An 18,667-nucleotide genomic window follows, 5' to 3' on the forward strand; every position below is an offset into this window, starting at 1 on the left:
ATCGCTTATTGTAAAAACCTCTATTACTGGCAGATAATTAAGTAAGAAGTTATTGTTATTAATAGTTACGTATGTACTTTAAAATAATTTACTATCTTTTCGTTCGTTTATGAACAATCAACAAACTATAATCAACCTTAGTCTACCTCATGGAAATTTTTTCTTCTTATAATCTTATCATCGAAATCTCTGTTGTTATCATTCTATCATTTATTTTTAATGGTATAGCGAAAAGAACCAATATTCCTGCAGTTTTAATGTTGATCATATTGGGTATCATCCTACAGTATGTTATTAAAGCATTTAATGCTGATTCCATAGATTTTTTCCCCATGTTGGAAGTTTTGGGGATTGTGGGATTGATTATGATCGTATTGGAAGCAGCACTCGAATTAAAGCTAAAGAGTGATAAATTAATGCCTATTTTAAAATCAATGGCTATTGCTTTGATTGGGCTTGTGGCTTCTACTTTTATCGCAGCAGTAATATTGAAGGCCTTGATTGATGGAATGACAATGCAATCGGCCTGGCTGTACGCTACCCCATTATCCATATTAAGTAGTGCGATAATTATTCCTAGTGTTAGTAGCTTGAATGAAGCAAAAAAAGAATTTCATGTTTATGAAAGCACCTTTTCTGATATCTTAGGGATTATGTTATTCTATTTCCTTACTGGCCGTCTAAATCCAGCAGAGGATTCTGGAGTAGGAGGTTTTTTTCTGAATTTAATTCTTACCATAGTTATTTCATTGGTGGCGAGTTATGCTATTATTTTGATATTTCAGAAGATTAAAAGTCAGGTTAAATTATTTCTTTTGATAGCAGTATTACTGCTATTATATGGATTAGGTAAGAAAATGCACCTGTCATCATTGATCATCATTTTAATCTTTGGGTTGGTGATAGCGAACATGAAATTATTTTTTCAAGGCAGCTTAAGACAGTATTTGGATTTTGAAAAAGCAAAATCTATATATCACGAATTGCACGTTATTACTGCCGAAACGGCATTTGTAGTTCGTACTTTATTCTTTGTGATCTTTGGAGTTACTATTGTGCTTTCTTCTTTATTAAGTTTGAAGGTGACGCTGATAAGTATTTTGATATTAATTTCGATTTACGCTATACGATATGGATTACTACGTCTTTTTATGGGAAAAGATATTTTTCCTCAATTGTTTATAGCGCCTCGAGGATTAATTACCGTGCTTTTATTTTATGCAATTCCTGCAGAAGCTACCATTGAAGGTTTTGAGCCGGGAATCTTACTGTTTGTAATAATCGGTACTAGTTTGGTGATGACCGGCGGAATGATTAGAGATAAGAAAATGAATCTACAACAGGGGTTGGGGACAACACCCGTCACAGATACTATTGAAGAGACTGAATATTTCATAAATAATGCTACAGATTTAAGCGAACTTGACGGTGATGCTTCAGCGGGCGAGCATGATATAAAATAATGAAACGTTTACATCGATTAACTGCCATTCTAGTAAAGCTACAATCAAAAAGAATTGTACAAGCAGCAGAACTTGCCAATAAGTTTGAGGTAAGTTTACGTACAATTTATCGAGATATGCAGGCACTAGCCGAGGCAGGTGTTCCTATAGGTTCGGAAGCCGGCACAGGGTACTTCCTTGTAGATGGATATTCATTGCCGCCTGTAATGTTTACAGAAAAAGAAGCCAATGCGCTACTTACAGCTTTAAAAATAATAAAAACAAATAATGATCAATCTCTCATCAACGAGTATCAAGAAGCAATCGAAAAGGTGATTGCGGTGCTTCAAACAACACAAAAAAAGAAATTAGAGATTCTGGATCAACGTATTTTTACATATAATCAAAGTGCACGACACCCAAGTAATTCATTATCTATTATTCAGCAGGCGATTACCAATTTAAGAGTGCTCGAAATTCAATATACCAAAGCGAGTGATGAGTTTAGTAAAAGATTGGTAGAACCTCTGGGAGTATATTTTACAAATAATACGTGGATAATGATTGCCTATTGTAGACTACGCAAAGATTATCGCGAGTTTAGAACAGACCGCATCCAACATATCCTGGAAACACAAGAACTTTTTCCGTCGCAAAAATTCACGCTCGAAGACTACTATAATAGAAGAGCACACTTATACCGAACAAATATTTCTTCTTAAAATATACTACTGACATAGGGTTGTCATAAGCAGGTTTTAGTTTTGATTAAAATTAATACTCATGAACAAGTTAATTCTAATCATCATGGTAAATCTATTGTTTAATTGTACTTCAAAACCTGATCAAAACCTATCACCAATGAAGACCAAAACCAACGTAGTAGAAGTAGTATTTTTCGAAGCTAATCCAGAGTATTCCCAAAAAGAAATCAAAACGGCTCTAGAATCGCTTAACGAAATTGTAAAAATGTATTATGGCTTTATAGAAAGAACAACTGCCAGTACTGCCGATGGTAAGTACATCGATATTGTATACTGGATCGATATGAAATCTGCAAAAGCGGCAGCAAAAGCAGTAATGAAGGATCAACAAGCTTTAAAAATATTTGAGGTAGTCAAACAAGAATCGTTGCAGATGTATCATTTCGACACTTTCAATCAGTTTGAAGAGTAAATGTAAATCACTATACCTCCATCTCTTGTAAAAGATTATGGCTTTTCCCTCGGAGCGGGTTAAAGAGATGTTGGTATTGTTTTTTCTATTTTCCATAAATTTGAAAAATTCATATATACATAATCCACTTAATGATTCCAGAATATATCCTTAATAGAAAGGGCGCTCGAAGCCTTAAAGACCTTAATCCAGAAGTGATTGAATATTTGAACAAAGGCCTTGTAGAAACTACAAATCTTATGGAATGGTTAGCTGTTGATCAATTAAAACTACTGAAGAAAATTCTGAAGGATCTTAATAAATCTGAATGGTATGACAGTTTTTATGAAGCGGTTTCAGCCCAAAAGAAACCTACTGCAAATGCTACAACTAAAGTAATTGGAATTACCTTTTTACAATTAACAGAAGACAAAAAAGTCATAGAATATCTGTCTGATCATACTTCTGATATACCTAGATGTTGGGCTGCTTATTGGACAGGAATCAGAGAAACTAACATTACTGCCGTACTTAATGCTATTCAACCATATGCAGCAGATACCCATTTTGGGGTACGGGAAGTAGCCATATTTGCCTCAAAAGAATCTATTATTGAAAACCTGGATGAATCCATAAAGATTCTTGCAAAATGGACTTCACATGAAGATGAGAATATACGCCGTTATGCCGCCGAAACAACTAGACCTATAGGAGTGTGGACCAAAAAGATTGATGCTCTTAAAGAAAACCCTGAAAAAGGATTACCAATACTGAAGCCGCTTATATCTGATTCATCAAAGTATGTGAGAGATGCTGTGGGAAATTGGTTAAATGATGCTAGCAAAACAAAACCAGATTGGGTTAAGAGTATTTGTAGTCAATGGAGAAAAGAATCTCCTTCTAAGGAGACGGTATATGTTCTTAAAAAAGCATTACGATCAATTAATAATATAGATTCGGATTATTATTAAATCACTGGAAATCGTTTGCGTGTTAACATAAAATCATATTTGATATTATATTTTTATTAAATCTTTACTAAAAGGTATTCTTTTTAAGATAATTAGGAGCGCTTTTTACCTGCTTTTTTATAGATTTATGTGATCTTTAGGATCATGTGTTAACTTCATAAAGGCAATCATTTTCAATGAATATTCTTCATATAAGTATTGAATGTTACCCTATTGCAAAAGTAGGAGGTCTAGCAGATGTTGTAGGTGCTTTGCCGAAATATCAAAACGGTTTAGGTCATGATACAACAGTAATTACTCCATTTCATGATAACCCATTCACGAAGGATGCCGAATTGGCAAAAATCCATCAAGGGAAAATTATTTTAGGAGAAAAATCGCATACATATACATTGCATGAGCTCATTTCCCCAAATTTGGGATTTACTGTCTATATGGTTCACATTCCTAAGCTTTTAGATCGAACTGTTGTTTATGGACACTATGACGAAGCAGAACGCTTCATTGCGTTTCAATTATCAGTTTTAGAGATTATAAATGAGCCAAAGTATACTCCGGATATTGTCCATTGTCATGATCATCATACAGGGTTCATTCCTTTTTTGATGACTCATGCAGAAGCCTATAAAAATCTTAGTAGTATCCCAACAGTTCTTACCATACATAATGCACAGTATCAAGGACAATTGGGATATGATAAGTTATATTATTTACCAACCTTTGACCAGAAGAAAATAGGTCTTTTGGATTGGGGTAATAAAATCAATCCTTTGGCTGCAGGAATCAAAAGTGCCTGGAAGGTTACCACCGTTTCTCCTAATTATATGAAAGAGCTTCAGTACAGCGCTAATGGCTTAGAAAGTTTATTGCGAAGCGAAAATAAAAAGTGTGTGGGAATACTTAATGGTATAGATACAGATACCTGGAATCCGGAAACGGATACCATGTTAGTTAAAAATTATAAGAATAGTACACTCGTTTCAGGAAGAAAGGCAAATAAGAAATGGCTTTGTGATACTTTTGATTTGTCAATCGACACTCCTCTTTTTGCCTTTATTGGTAGATTGGTAAACGAAAAAGGAGCAGATTTGCTTCCAGAGATTATAGAAGAATCATTAAGTAATACAGATATTAATGTTCTCGTTTTAGGTTCAGGTAATCATGAAATAGAAGAAAAATTACGATTGTTAAGGGATAAGTTTACAGATAGGTATCATGTGCATATTGGATACGACGAACAATTATCTCATATAATTTATGCAGGAGCCGACTTTCTGTTAATGCCATCTAGAGTAGAACCATGCGGACTTAATCAGATGTATGCTTTGCGGTATGGTACGATACCTATAGTACGAAGGACCGGCGGCTTAAAAGATACCGTTATTGATATAGGTGATGGAGGTTTTGGTATTTGTCACGATCAAGTTTTAGTATGGGATGTTTGTTACTCGATCAAAAGAGCTATTGCACTTTATGCAGATCAATCGGCTTATAAGCGCTTGCAAAGACAAATCATGAAAATTGATCATTCATGGCATCGATCAGCACAAGAATATGTAAATTTATATAATTCCCTTATACAACTAAAATGATCAACAAAAAAGTCTTAGCAATTATCCTGGGGGGTGGGCAAGGAACCCGATTATATCCTCTAACCGAAAAACGATCCAAACCTGCAGTATCTATTGCCGGTAAATACAGATTGGTAGATATTCCAATTTCTAATTGCATTCATTGCGATATTAAGAGAATGTTTGTGCTTACTCAATTTAATTCAGCTTCACTTAACAGGCATATTAAGAATACATATGTTTTTAGTTCTTTTAGTAATTCGTTTGTAGATATTCTTGCTGCAGAACAGACTCCAGATAATAAAACCTGGTATCAGGGTACTGCAGATGCTGTACGTCAATCGATGCATCATTTATTAAATCATGAGTTTGAATATGCTTTGATTTTATCTGGTGATCAACTCTATAAAATGGATTTTAACGACATGTTAAACGAACATATCAATAAAGGGGCAGATATCTCTGTAGCTACGCTTCCTGTTAAACCCAAAGAAGCAACAGAATTTGGTATTCTTAAGACTGACAATGAGAGTTTTATATCGTCTTTTACAGAAAAACCAAGCCTAGACAAGTTACCCGGATGGGAGTCAGAAGTTAGTGAAGAAATGAAAAGTGAAAACAGACACTATTTGGCTTCAATGGGGATTTATATCTTCAATAAAGATCTGTTAATCGATATTCTTTCTGATCCTAACACTATAGATTTTGGAAAAGAGATTATACCACAATCTATTAGCACTCACAAAGTGTTGGCCTACCAATATGAAGGATATTGGACCGATATAGGGAATGTTGCTGCTTTTTTTGATGCGAACATAAGTTTAACCGATGAAGTTCCACAATTTGATTTATTTAGCAAAAGTAGTTCTGTTTTGACAAGGCCACGCATATTACCTCCATCAAAAATCTATGGAACTCGATTAGACAGATCAATGATAGCAGAAGGGTGTATTATAAATGCTAAAGAAATAGAACGCTCTGTTATTGGTATTCGTTCCCGAATAGGAAAGGACACTGTAATTAGAAATACGTATATGATAGGAAGCAATCACTACGAGGATCTAGATGAATTAGAGGCTAATAGGGTCAAAGGCATACCCTCCTATGGAGTTGGTAAACGATGCTCAATTAATAATACCATCATAGATAAAGATGCACGAATTGGAAACGATGTGACTATAAATGGAGGGCCTCATCTCGAAGATACTGAAAAGGATACTTATGTAATTAAAGATGGGGTTGTGGTTATTAAGAGTCGTTCTATGATTCCGGATGGTTTTATTCTATAATTTCTTTAATATTTTAACTTTTTTAAAGAGAATAATGACTGCTTTTTTATCCGAAAACGTTATTGTTTATAAATTCTTACGGTTCAATCTAAAATCTTACAACTAAGACTCTCGGTTTTCAGAAATAAGTAATAAATTGGGAAAGCTTTTGTTAAAAAAGTAATATCAATTCATCTTAACTTATAATTTTTCATGCTTAATCAAGAACGTGTTGTTATTGAAAATGTGACTCCAGAGCTAAATAATGGAGTTTTTTTTATCAAAAGAGTAGTCGGGGAAAAAATTCATATCACAGCAGATATTATTGGTGATGGTCATGATATTATACAGGCCAGCATATGCTATAAACATGAAAAAGATCCTAGCTGGAAAGAAATCAGAATGAAACATGTGGATAATGACTCGTGGGAAGGAGAATTCAAGGTGGACGTCCAGGGATATTATATCTATAAAATACAAGGATGGGTAGATTATGCTCTAAATTGGCAACATGGGATCATTAGAAAGATCGATGATGGTCAAAAAGTGACTTCAGAATTACTAGAGGGTCGTGAGTACCTTGATGCTATAGTTAAGGAAACAGGTATTAAAGAAAAAGCCTATATAAAAAGGCTTTCAGATCTTTTTGTTCAAGAAAAATCATATGAAGAAGCTATTAAAGAAGTAAAGAGTAATACACTTCATGATTTGTTCTATAAGTATCCATCAAAGGGATTAATGACTACTTATAAAGAATTAAAAGTATATGTAGACCGTGAGAGAGCAAGGTTTAGTACATGGTATGAATTTTTTCCACGAAGTGCTTCAGAAACAGAAGGAGTGCACGGTACATTTAAAGATTGTGAGCGATTGCTTCCCAGAATTGCAGAGATGGGATTTGATATTTTGTATTTTCCACCAGTGCATCCTATTGGAGAAATAAATAGAAAAGGCAAAAACAATGCTACTGAAGCCAACACAGATGATGTGGGATCACCTTGGGCAATAGGATCTAAAGACGGGGGGCATACAAGTATTCATGAAAAACTGGGTACACTCGAGGATTTCAAAGATTTGGTTAAAAAAGCCAAAAAACTAGGTATCGAAGTAGCTATGGATTATGCTTTGCAGGCGGCACCCGATCATCCCTGGGTAAAAGAACACCCCGAATTTTTTAAATGGAGACCAGACGGAACCGTACAATATGCAGAGAATCCGCCCAAAAAGTATCAGGATATACAGCCTATGTATTTCGATACCACAGCATGGAAAGAAATGTGGAAAGAACTTCTCGCTACTGTATTATTTTGGGTAGAGGAATGTGGAATTCGAGTTTTTAGAGTTGATAATCCGCACACCAAACCTTTTTATTTCTGGGGATGGTTGATTAGCGAAATAAAAAACAAATATCCAGATGTGCTCTTCTTGTCTGAGGCTTTTACAAAACCAAAAGTGATGCAGCAACTCGCCAAACAAGGTTTTACACAATCATATACGTATTTTACCTGGCGTAATAGTAAGCATGAACTTATGGAATACGTAAATGAGATTACCAAGACCGACCTTAAAGAATATTTTCGTCCTAACTTCTGGCCAAACACGCCAGATATTAATCCATATCATCTTCAGGGAGCTAATGAAGCAATGCACATAATAAAATATGCACTAGCATCTACACTAAGCTCTAATACAGGTATTTATGGACCATTATTCGAACAAATGATTTCAGATGCAATACCCGGAAAAGAAGAATATCTTAATAGTGAAAAATATCAGTTGCGCTACTGGGATTGGAACGTAAAAAACAAACTTACCACACTTATAACCAGTATTAACCATAGTAGAAAAGAGAATCCCGCACTTCAACAAACAAACAATATTGAATTCTGCTCTATAGAGAATGATCAATTAATAGGGTTCTATAAATATAATGATGACAAAACCAATGAATTGATTATTGTGATAAGCTTAGATCCTTACTATTCTCAGAAAGGACAAATACAACTCCCCCTTAATCAACTTGGTGTGCACGCCGGACATCATATTGAGGTGCACGACCTGATTACCAAAAGTAGTTATTATTGGAATAATGAATGGAACTATATAGAACTACATCCTGCGTTACCTATGCATATTTTTAAAATTAAAAAGTGATGTAGTATGACGACAGAAAGCAAACCCAAAAAAGACCTTAATGATGAATATATATATACCTCAGAATGGTCTGAACTATTTAAGAACCCTCAATTTGTTGAAGAACTGTGTGAAGATATTTTGGAGCCTTATATCATTACAAAACGCTGGTATGGGGGGAAAGCAAGTGCTTTAAAATATATTGAATTAATTGATCATTTTAAGATTCAAGATGACAATGATCTATTTTATGGACTGGTGCTCGAGGTAAACTTCAGAGAAGCTTTTGTACAGAATTATTTTATCCCTATTGCGCTGGTCACAGACCTGAATTTTTCTCAAGAGGATATTATCACCAAAATTCAGCTGAATCAGAAAAAGGGATTCTTGGTTGACGCTACGCTTTTAGAATCTTTCAGGAAACAAATCTTTGAAAAAATTCTGGAAGGTGCCAAGACAAAGTACAAAGGTTTAGAATTTAGAAGGGGACGAGGGTGTAAAGATTCAGAATATATTTCTTCCTGCTTTTTAGGAGCAGAACAAAGCAATACCTCAATTATTTTTAATGATCAATATATTTTAAAAATCTTCAGAAGGATATTTACAGATCAAAATCCGGATTATGAGATCAACAAATACCTTACAGATAAAAACGTGTTTAAAAATACTCCTAAATATAGTGGTAGTATAACATTAAGGTTTTCTGATAAGAATGTGATCACACTGGCATTGATGCAGCGTTTGGTACCAAATCAAGGAGATGCATGGGAGTATTTTTTAGATCAACTCAAGGATATTTTTAAAAAACTAAACGAAATACATCCCGATATAACCCAGGTACAGCCCATAGGTATGTTTGACAAGATCGATCTTAGCATACTCCCAGATGAGATCATGAACTATTGCCCAATGTCATTTTTTGAAGATATTGATCAGTTAGCTTTACGTACAGCTCAAATGCATGTAGCTTTGGGATTAGAAAGGATAAATACTCAATTTACTCCACAAATCTATAGCAATGATTATTCGGTATGGTTAAAAAACAGACTGATCTACCAGTTTGAAAATAGAGTGAATTTAGTAGAAAATAACCTACATAAGCTAGAAGGTCTTCGCCTGGAACTAGCACAAGAATTTTTGGATCGGAAAAAGGATATTCGTAAACGATTACTTGATTTTGATGAAAGTAAATTAAAAGGAGAACGAATACGTATCCATGGGGATTTTCACTTAGGACAAGTCTTGGTCAATGATCATGATTTTTATATCATTGATTTTGAGGGAGAACCAGAGAGTACCATTAGAGATCGTAAAGTAAAACAACCTCCTTTAAAAGACGTTGCAGGACTCTTTAGATCATTTAATTATGCATTATACTCAACGATCTTCAATAACATAGAAGATTTTGGATATACGAAGGAAGAGTTATTTCATTTTGCCGAGGTATTATACAGCTACATGGTTGCGGTCTTTCTTAGGCGATATGTAAAATACGTTCAGTCACATAACTTAAGTATTGGGTATAAAAAGGAAATAAAATTTATACTAAATTATTGTTTGCTTGAAAAAGCAGTTTACGAATTAGGATACGAATTAAATAGTAGACCCAGATGGGCAGTGATTCCTCTAAAAGGAATCTCAAAAATTATTAATAGCTAAACCCAAAATATGAGTAAGGTAATTGCACACAGTTTCTTTTCAGAATTTGACATCAATCTTTTTAAAGCCGGAACACATTATCGTTTATATGAAAAATTTGGTTCTCATATAACTACTGTAAATGGAGTAGAAGGTACTTACTTTGCTGTTTGGGCTCCATCTGCAAAATCTGTCTCTGTAATAGGAGATTTTAATTTCTGGGTCGAGGGAGAACATCAACTCAACGTGCGATGGGACGAATCCGGGATTTGGGAGGGCTTTATACCCGATGCAGGAAAAGGAAGTGTATATAAATATAAAATACAATCTCATCACAATGATATAAAAACAGAGAAGGCAGATCCGTATGCAAGAAGATGTGAACATCCACCTAAAACGGCATCAGTAGTCTGGGGTAATACCTATGAATGGCAGGACACCGCTTGGATGAAAAAACGTAAAAAGCATAATGCCATAGACGCTCCTTTTTCTGTTTATGAAGTACATTTGGGCTCCTGGAAAAAAAGAGTAGAAGAAAACAGGTCGCTTTCGTATACCGAACTAGCTGATGAACTGGTTTCTTATGTCAAAGAAATGCAGTTTACCCATGTAGAACTCATGCCAATTATGGAATATCCTTATGATCCATCATGGGGATATCAACTAACCGGATATTTTGCACCTACTTCTCGTTTTGGATATCCTGAAGAATTTAAGCTACTGGTTGATAAATTACATCAAAATGATATCGGTATAATTTTGGATTGGGTGCCTTCACACTTTCCTGAAGATGCTCATGGATTAGGTTTTTTTGACGGAACCTGCTTGTATGAGCATCCCGATAAAAAAAAAGGATATCATCCCGATTGGAAAAGTCTGATTTTCAATTACGGAAGAAACGAAATAAAAAGTTTTCTCATTAGCAATGCTATATTTTGGTTAGACCAATATCATGCAGATGGATTACGTGTAGATGCCGTTGCATCTATGCTTTTCTTGGATTATTCTCGTGAAGATGGACAATGGGAACCTAATATGTTTGGAGGCAGAGAAAACCTGGAAGCCATTACTTTTATGAAGGAACTGAATGAAGAGGTATATGCAAGTTTTCCTGATGTACAGACCATAGCAGAAGAATCTACTTCATTCCCCATGGTTTCCAAACCTACTTACCTGGGTGGACTTGGTTTTGGAATGAAATGGATGATGGGATGGATGCATGACACTTTACAGTACGTATCTAAAGAGCCTATTTATCGTAGACACCATCAAAATGATCTTACTTTTAGTATGACTTATGCATTTACTGAAAATTTTATGTTACCCCTTTCTCATGACGAAGTGGTATATGGTAAAAAAAGTATCATTGGTAGAATGCCAGGTGACGAGTGGCAACAATTCGCTAATCTAAGGTTGTTATATAGTTACATGTTTACGCACCCAGGAACAAAGCTACTGTTTATGGGAGCTGAGTTCGGGCAACGAGAAGAGTGGAATTTTCAACAAAGTCTGGATTGGCATTTGCTTCAATACGATTATCATAGTGGGATTAAAGCTCTAGTTACAGATCTCAATACGTTATATAAAAAGTACCCAGCTTTATATGAACAGCAGTTTAGTGCAGCTGGGTTTGAATGGATTAGTTATGACGATTCAGAAAATTCTGTGATTACCTATATACGTAAAGGGAATGATAAGGAAAACTCATTAGTGATCGCTTGTAATTTTACGCCCGTGCCAAGAACAAAGTATAGACTTGGTTTACCAGGTGAAGGAAAATTGGTACAAATCTTTAATAGTGATGATACTAAATATGGTGGGAGTGGACTTTCAAATCAAAAAGAAATTCATATAGATGATAAAAATTGGAACAATCGTTCCAATTCAGCAGAAATTAGTATTCCTCCATTGGGAGCTGTCGTCTTTAGTATTAAAAAGTAACGATCTTGATAATTTAGTAAAACTGGTAAGAATCTGCTAATCAATCGGTTTTAAATCACCGATAAAGAAACAATTGTTAATTCGTTGTAGCTCAAACGTTTTCGTTAATTTTTCTTAATAAATAGTAATAAAAATCGTTTTTAAATTCATTAAGTTATTGTTCTTTTACAATCCCAAGTCTTAATGAAAAAGTAACACATATGATCGTAAATACAGAACTAGAGCAAAAAGGAAATTTGTTTCCCGGAAAGATCACTTCCTTTACTCAAGATGTAGATAAAATAAATTTCACCACCGAAAACGGAGTCATCCTTCAAGTAACTATAATCAGAGGTAGTGTTATTCGTTTTAGATATGCAACCGATAACAATTTTGAAAAAGACTTTTCTTATGCCATTAGTGAAGATGGGGCAAGAGGGTATAGTAAACTAGAGGTCGAAGAACATGCGGCTCATTATGCTATTATTACCTCTAGGGTAGAAATAATTATTGGTAAAAATAATCTTAATACCGCTATTTATGATTTACACGGAAATGTAATTTGTAAAGATGATTGGGGATTTCATTGGGAGCAAAGTTATGAGTATGGTGGTAACATTGTAAAGATGAGTAAATCTGCTCCACAAGGAGAGTGCTATTATGGCTTGGGAGATAAACCCATGCACCTTAACCTTAAAGGTAAACGCATAGAGAATTGGGCTACCGATCAATATGCATTTGGTAAAGACCAAGATCCTTTATACAAAAGTGTTCCTTTTTATATCGGGATGTATGAAGAAAGAGCTTACGGAATTTTTTTTGATAACACATTTAGAACATTCTTTGATTTTTGCCAGGAACGTCGTAATGTAACTAGTTTTTGGGCTCAGGGAGGAGAAATGAATTATTACTTCTTCTATGGACCAAATATGCAGGATGTTATTACTCGTTATACTGATTTAACCGGAAAACCAGAGTTACCGCCTTTGTGGGCATTAGGATATCACCAATGTAAATGGAGTTATTATCCAGAGAGTAAAGTAAAAGAGGTAACTAGCAAATTTAGAGAACTACAAATACCATGCGACGCCATCTATCTTGATATCGATTATATGGAAGGATTTAGATGTTTTACATGGAGTAAAGAATACTTTCCCGACCCAAAACGTATGGTAGCAGAGTTGGCTGAGGATGGTTTTAAAACCGTTGTAATCATAGATCCGGGAATAAAGATAGATGATGAGTATTGGGTTTACAAAGAAGCAATGGATAAGGATTACTTTTGTAAACGTGCTGATGGTCCCTATATGCGTGGAAAAGTATGGCCTGGAGAGTGTTATTTCCCCGATTTTACAAATCCTGAAGTACGAGAATGGTGGTCTGGGTTGTTTAAAGAAATTATTGATGAAATAGGAGTGAAGGGAGTTTGGAATGATATGAACGAACCCGCGGTAATGGAAGTCCCTGAGAAAACATTCCCTAACGATGTTCGACATAATTATGATGGCAACCCTTGTAGTCATAGAAAAGCACATAATATCTATGGTACGCAGATGGCAAGAGCTACCTATGAAGGAGTAAAACGATTTGCATATCCTAAACGTCCTTTTATCATTACCAGATCTGCATATTCTGGTGCCCAACGTTATACTTCCTCATGGACTGGAGATAATGTGGCCACCTGGGAACATCTTTGGATAGCCAATATTCAGGCACAACGTATGAGCATGAGTGGTATGTCTTTCACGGGGAGTGATATTGGTGGTTTTGCAGAACATCCAACAGGAGAATTATACGCAAGATGGATACAACTCGGAGTTTTCCATCCGTTTTGTCGTACACATTCGTCTGGAGATCATGGCAATCAAGAACCTTGGACTTTTGGTGAAGAAGTGGTAGATGTAACTCGTAAATTCGTTGAGCTACGCTATCAATTATTGCCTTACTTGTATACTATGTTTTGGGAGTATGCAGAAGAAGGGATACCCATGTTGAAACCCTTAGTATTATTTGATCAAACCGACCCGCAGACGCACTATAGAACAGATGAGTTTGTTTTTGGAAACCAAATATTGGTTTGTCCCGTTCAAGAACCAAATTCTAAAGGTAGAAGAATGTATATTCCGCGAGGGAATTGGTACAACTACTGGACTCGCGAGTATGTAAAAGGCGGAATGGAACAATGGGTAGATGCAGATTTAGATATCATTCCGCTGTTCATAAAGGAAGGCGCAATAATTCCCAAGTACCCTATTCAACAATATGTAGGAGAAAAAACGATTGAAACGCTACAATTAGAGGTATACTATAAGCTAGGAAACAAAGAAGTTTCAAAAGTGTACGAAGATGCTCAAGATGGATATGACTATGCCAAAGGAAGATATAGTTTGCGAAGTTTTTCTTTTACGGGTAAAGAAAATGAAGTCATTATTCAACAGCATAAAAACGGAAGTTACATCACAGAATATGAAACCATGAGGATCGAGTTGATAGGACTTCCTTTTACTATCAAAGAGATAGAAATAGATAATGAAGTTGTTCCTTTAGAAAGTATTCAATTCGATAAAAAAGAAAATACAATAGTGGTTCGTAAAGATTTTACCGAGCTGCATATTGTAGGATAATATGACCATATTTTAATTTCATCCCTGGTTTCTTGATAAGAAACCAGGGATTTTCTTAGTTTTAGTAGCCTGCTAATTAATATCCTTATCCATTTTCATAGTTCTTTTTTCTATTTCCTGATCAAAGCGTCTAAAATCCCATTTTTTAAGGTTTCCTTTGATATCACCAGAAATTATATATCTGCCGTCGTTAGAAAAAGTCGCTGCCTTTATAGGATACTTGTGGCGAATAACACTAGGAATTTGTATGAATCTATTATCTTTTTTACGATAGATCTGTACTGTATTATCACTGCTGGCAGTTAACAGAAGACTGTCCTTATGAAATCCTACATCCTCTATATCTCCTGTATGAGATGCCATTGTTTGCAAAAGACTGTATGAATTTGATTCTTTATCAAATTTCCAAACTCTTGCCTTATTATCCCTACTTCCAGAGACAATATGGCCGCTATTTGAAGAAAACTCTACTTTGGTAATTCTATCTTGGTGTCTGGTAGATATGGTATCTGTTTTTAGGTTATTAATATTGTATAGATATATGTTATCCTTGGCTGCCACAGCCAATTTATCCTTAGGTTTACTGTAGGTGACCACATCGATGCTATCGCTAGGTGGTAAAAGCACAGTTTTATTTTTTTTATTTATGAGTCTTTTTCTTGGTTCGATGATATTTCCAAGTACAATACGTCCTTTTTTATCGGTTTCTCTCAAAACTTTTCGTCCAGTAAGGTTAATTTCTTCAAAGTTGGTGGTTAAAAATTTTATACTATCTCTGTTATTCTTAAAAGTAACCTTAATCGTAGTATCATTATAGTAACTGATTTTTGAAATCTCTTTTTGGTAGTCTCTATGGTTAATAGAAATAGGTTTAATATTCCATATTTTTATGGTTTGATCCTCACTACTGGTAATAATATAATCCTCGTCTTTATTTACAAACGAAACATTTTGTATAGGCTTACTATGTCCTATAAATTGCTTTAGTAAAATATTATCTGCACTCCATAAGTTTGCACCATTATCACTACTCCCAATCAACATTTGTCCTTTCTTATTAATGTCAATAGTATTAATATGTTCATCATGAATAAAGTTATCATGCGCCAGTATAGAATCAGGGTTAAACACTTTAATTCTCCCTTTTAATCCTAATAAAATAGAATCTTTGCTTTTAATTTTAAATGTATGAATACTGTCTGTAGGTGAAAGTTTTAGTGCGTCTCTAAAATAATAGTGTTTTAATCGTGAACTATTGCTAAAAAAAAGACGATTACTACCGTAGAGAACCAGATAATTACTTTTGTTATCATCAAAAGTTTTTATTTTTCTGATTTTTCCATCAAGTTTTTGAATAGTTGTTATAGTGTAATCTTTGTTGTCCATATTGATATTAAGCGTTTTAATTAGATTATTGACTCCTATTATGAACGAATAATTTTTTTGATGTTCGATATCTATAGATGATCCTTGGGGAATATGAATTTCTTTAAAACCTGGTTTAATATTACCATCACTATTAAGTAGTACAAGCGTAACACTGTCTTTTTGAAAAACCTTTTTTGCAACCATAATCGTCAATTCTCCCTCATCATTTTGAAAAGGTTCAAATGCAATTATATTTTTTTGGGTAAATATGGCATTACTTGTAGCATTTTTCTTCTTATATTCTAATGAATTTACTATTAAAGTATTTGATTTTGTTAAGGCAAATACATAAAGCAAAGAGTCGTTGGTAACAGATCTACGGGTTTTTGTTGCTCTAATTGGATTATCTCCAGGTAATTGTATACTGCTATGATAAAAAGGAGTTTTTTTGTAATCTTTATAAAGATCGTTCTTAAACTCAAAAAGTAAATTAAAAGTAGAATCTGTCTCTAGGGATTTCTCATTTTGCTCGAGAATTCTCTCGCAAGCCAAGATATAATTAAACGAACTGGTCTTATCTACATTATAATCTCGTAAGGCATAACCAATTCCTTTATGAATTTTAATTGACAGTTCGTTCAGATTGAGCTCATCAGATAATTGTTTGTTAAGTAAATTTGATTCTTTATTTTGAAAATATAATGCCACAGAAAGTCCAAGTAGACAGGTAATAATAAAAGGATAGTAGAAAAATAGTTTTAACCTTCGTTTCAGTCTTTTCTTCTCACGTTCTTCTTTTTGACTTTCTTCAAGACTTGCCTCAAAAAATTGTTGTTTTTTTTGAAGCCGCTCGATATGATCATCATCCAGGATATAATTGAGACACTGTTTCATGCGCTCGACCTGTTGAGTCGTAAGTAAATCTGCCTTTTGTTGTGTATCTTGATAAATATCAAAGGAAGAGATAAAATCCTTTTTGATTAGGGATCTAAAATCATCTTCGGTTCTAATATTATTGATAATTTTTGCAATAATATCATGACTTAACTCTGTATAGTCTGCACCAATTTTTTTATCACTGCTTAAGTGAAGGATTCCTTTTTGTTTTAGTTCGTAAATGATCTCAGAGATGGTCTCATTATATTCTTGATCGTTAATCTCTCCCCAAATATCGGTTTGTATCTTATCTAATAGTTTTCGATCGTTAATCACATAAAAATCTTCCTTTTCTACCTGTATAGGTATTCTTTTTTTAAGATCGTCGTTGGTTTTAAAATGCCTCAGAAATTTGATTACACTATCTTTATGTTCTGTCCTATTGTTAAGTTTGTTACTGGCATTTCTTATGATCTTATTATTAACTTCACGAATGTAGTTTTCTAAAACTTGTTCTATAGAGCCAAATTCCTGTATTTCATTTTCTTTAAACTCAAGAGGTAGATATTTATCATTATCTTGTTGGGGATTCTCTCCATAAGTCCTTTGGTAATCTACTTTATACATACTATCCAGATAGACTTGGAGAAAAGGAAGGTGGTAACTGGTGCTTTCATTATTTTTTATTTTGATTTGATCAAGAATGAGCGCTATCCTTTTTTGTTTTTCTTTATCCGGTAGTTCTTCTTTGGTATAATCACCTACTTGATTAATGTTGAATTCTTTGAAAGACTTTTCAATAATATTTTTTACGACATCTTCATTTGGATGAGCCAATCGTATTTTTTTGTAAAAAATATAGGGGATATAAGATTGCAATTGATCTAGATACCCAAAGTATTCTTCTCGTAGCGATATGATGATATTAAAAGGAATCTTATAATCAAAAATAAGTTTTAAGAAAAGTCCGAATTTATTGATTTCTTCTTTATTTCCGTAGACAAAAAGCTCTTCAAACTGATCAAAAATGACAAGGGGATTATATGCAGAGCTCGAATTCTTATTCTTTTTGTACATGAAATAATCATGTATTTTATCTGAAATCTTGTTAACTTCCTTGTTTTTAACCCTTAATTCTTCCAAAAGATTTTTTCTTTCATCAATAAATTCAGTTAGGCGTTCTTTATTTTTTTGAATAATGAGTTGTGAATCTTTAAATTCTTTAGAAGATTGATTGTCTTGTGATGATTCTGAAGATAATTTGGATTTGCTTTTTCTTTTGAGTCGAATTATTTCCTCTTCAATATCCAGCATCATTCCTTCAGTATGGTCTAGAGAGCCAAGTATGCGATGAAGCTCTGAATGATGAGAAAAAAACTCGTCAATTAGTTGTAGCGGTTGTTCGATAACATCACTATTGGTATCATCTGAAAAAAGTTTTCTTTTAATAGAATCAATAAGGTTACTATCTCTTCTTATGCTAATTACTTCTTTGTCTTTTCTGATCTTATTTAATAGCCCACAGTAGATGAGACTGGTCTTACCAGAACCAGATGGACCATGCAGAATCATTATTGTTGAATCTTTATATAATTCAAACAACTCTAAACTTTCTTTATCTCTTCCAAAGTAGCTATCGATATCTTTTTTCCTGTATGAATCAAGAAATTTGAAAGGAGATTTTATCTTTGTGTCTAACAT

11 protein-coding genes are annotated in these 18,667 nt (G+C 34.1%); 10 read left to right on the forward strand and 1 reads right to left on the reverse strand.

The window, feature by feature from the left end; genetic code table 11:
* Nucleotides 1-149 precede the first annotated feature (149 nt).
* The 10 genes from ACFSJT_RS00100 (at nucleotide 150) to ACFSJT_RS00145 (ending at nucleotide 14,722) form a co-directional block, all read left to right on the forward strand.
* A complete protein-coding gene (locus ACFSJT_RS00100) occupies nucleotides 150-1,463 on the forward strand; it encodes a cation:proton antiporter domain-containing protein (protein WP_378318129.1) in 1,314 nt (437 codons plus the stop codon).
* A complete protein-coding gene (locus ACFSJT_RS00105) occupies nucleotides 1,463-2,164 on the forward strand; it encodes a helix-turn-helix transcriptional regulator (RefSeq protein ID WP_378318130.1) in 702 nt (233 codons plus the stop codon). The genes ACFSJT_RS00100 and ACFSJT_RS00105 overlap by 1 nt, the downstream gene beginning before the upstream one ends.
* 61 nt (nucleotides 2,165-2,225) lie before the next feature.
* A complete protein-coding gene (locus ACFSJT_RS00110; protein WP_378318131.1) occupies nucleotides 2,226-2,618 on the forward strand; it encodes a hypothetical protein in 393 nt (130 codons plus the stop codon).
* 131 nt (nucleotides 2,619-2,749) lie between these two features.
* Nucleotides 2,750-3,568 carry a DNA alkylation repair protein gene (locus tag ACFSJT_RS00115; protein WP_378318132.1) on the forward strand — a complete coding sequence of 273 codons (819 nt, stop codon included), beginning with the start codon at nucleotides 2,750-2,752 and terminating at the stop codon, nucleotides 3,566-3,568.
* A 176-nt stretch (nucleotides 3,569-3,744) separates the two neighbouring features.
* Nucleotides 3,745-5,160: a glycogen synthase gene (locus ACFSJT_RS00120; RefSeq protein ID WP_378318133.1), complete on the forward strand. Its 1,416-nt coding sequence runs from the start codon at nucleotides 3,745-3,747 to the stop codon at nucleotides 5,158-5,160.
* Nucleotides 5,157-6,428 carry a glucose-1-phosphate adenylyltransferase gene (locus ACFSJT_RS00125; RefSeq protein ID WP_378318134.1) on the forward strand — a complete coding sequence of 424 codons (1,272 nt, stop codon included), beginning with the start codon at nucleotides 5,157-5,159 and terminating at the stop codon, nucleotides 6,426-6,428. The genes ACFSJT_RS00120 and ACFSJT_RS00125 overlap by 4 nt, the downstream gene beginning before the upstream one ends.
* Before the next feature lie 192 nt (nucleotides 6,429-6,620).
* Nucleotides 6,621-8,561: an alpha-1,4-glucan--maltose-1-phosphate maltosyltransferase gene (locus ACFSJT_RS00130; protein WP_378318135.1), complete on the forward strand. Its 1,941-nt coding sequence runs from the start codon at nucleotides 6,621-6,623 to the stop codon at nucleotides 8,559-8,561.
* Nucleotides 8,562-8,567: 6 nt separating this feature from the next.
* Nucleotides 8,568-10,199, forward strand: a complete 1,632-nt coding sequence (locus tag ACFSJT_RS00135) for a phosphotransferase (protein ID WP_378318136.1) — start codon at nucleotides 8,568-8,570, stop codon at nucleotides 10,197-10,199.
* A gap of 9 nt (nucleotides 10,200-10,208) precedes the next feature.
* Nucleotides 10,209-12,119, forward strand: coding sequence for a 1,4-alpha-glucan branching protein GlgB (gene glgB, locus ACFSJT_RS00140; RefSeq protein ID WP_378318137.1), 1,911 nt, complete (start codon nucleotides 10,209-10,211; stop codon nucleotides 12,117-12,119).
* A gap of 200 nt (nucleotides 12,120-12,319) precedes the next feature.
* Nucleotides 12,320-14,722, forward strand: coding sequence for a glycoside hydrolase family 31 protein (locus tag ACFSJT_RS00145; RefSeq protein WP_378318138.1), 2,403 nt, complete (start codon nucleotides 12,320-12,322; stop codon nucleotides 14,720-14,722).
* Nucleotides 14,723-14,794: 72 nt separating this feature from the next.
* Here ACFSJT_RS00145 and ACFSJT_RS00150 read toward each other — a convergent pair whose 3' ends face one another.
* A complete protein-coding gene (locus ACFSJT_RS00150; protein ID WP_378318139.1) occupies nucleotides 14,795-18,667 on the reverse strand; it encodes an nSTAND1 domain-containing NTPase in 3,873 nt (1,290 codons plus the stop codon).

Source organism: Aquimarina celericrescens, assembly GCF_042682765.1.
Lineage (GTDB): Bacteria > Bacteroidota > Bacteroidia > Flavobacteriales > Flavobacteriaceae > Aquimarina > Aquimarina celericrescens.

What these genes read in the sequence shown, in the direction of transcription:
- ACFSJT_RS00100 (WP_378318129.1), top strand. Translation starts at nt 150, where the DNA reads ATGGAAATTTTTTCTTCTTATAATCTTATCATCGAAATCTCTGTTGTT.
- ACFSJT_RS00105 (WP_378318130.1), top strand. Translation starts at nt 1,463, where the DNA reads ATGAAACGTTTACATCGATTAACTGCCATTCTAGTAAAGCTACAATCA.
- ACFSJT_RS00110 (WP_378318131.1), top strand. Translation starts at nt 2,226, where the DNA reads ATGAACAAGTTAATTCTAATCATCATGGTAAATCTATTGTTTAATTGT.
- ACFSJT_RS00115 (WP_378318132.1), top strand. Translation starts at nt 2,750, where the DNA reads ATGATTCCAGAATATATCCTTAATAGAAAGGGCGCTCGAAGCCTTAAA.
- ACFSJT_RS00120 (WP_378318133.1), top strand. Translation starts at nt 3,745, where the DNA reads ATGAATATTCTTCATATAAGTATTGAATGTTACCCTATTGCAAAAGTA.
- ACFSJT_RS00125 (WP_378318134.1), top strand. Translation starts at nt 5,157, where the DNA reads ATGATCAACAAAAAAGTCTTAGCAATTATCCTGGGGGGTGGGCAAGGA.
- ACFSJT_RS00130 (WP_378318135.1), top strand. Translation starts at nt 6,621, where the DNA reads ATGCTTAATCAAGAACGTGTTGTTATTGAAAATGTGACTCCAGAGCTA.
- ACFSJT_RS00135 (WP_378318136.1), top strand. Translation starts at nt 8,568, where the DNA reads ATGACGACAGAAAGCAAACCCAAAAAAGACCTTAATGATGAATATATA.
- glgB (WP_378318137.1), top strand. Translation starts at nt 10,209, where the DNA reads ATGAGTAAGGTAATTGCACACAGTTTCTTTTCAGAATTTGACATCAAT.
- ACFSJT_RS00145 (WP_378318138.1), top strand. Translation starts at nt 12,320, where the DNA reads ATGATCGTAAATACAGAACTAGAGCAAAAAGGAAATTTGTTTCCCGGA.
- ACFSJT_RS00150 (WP_378318139.1), bottom strand. Translation starts at nt 18,667, where the DNA reads ATGTTAGACACAAAGATAAAATCTCCTTTCAAATTTCTTGATTCATAC.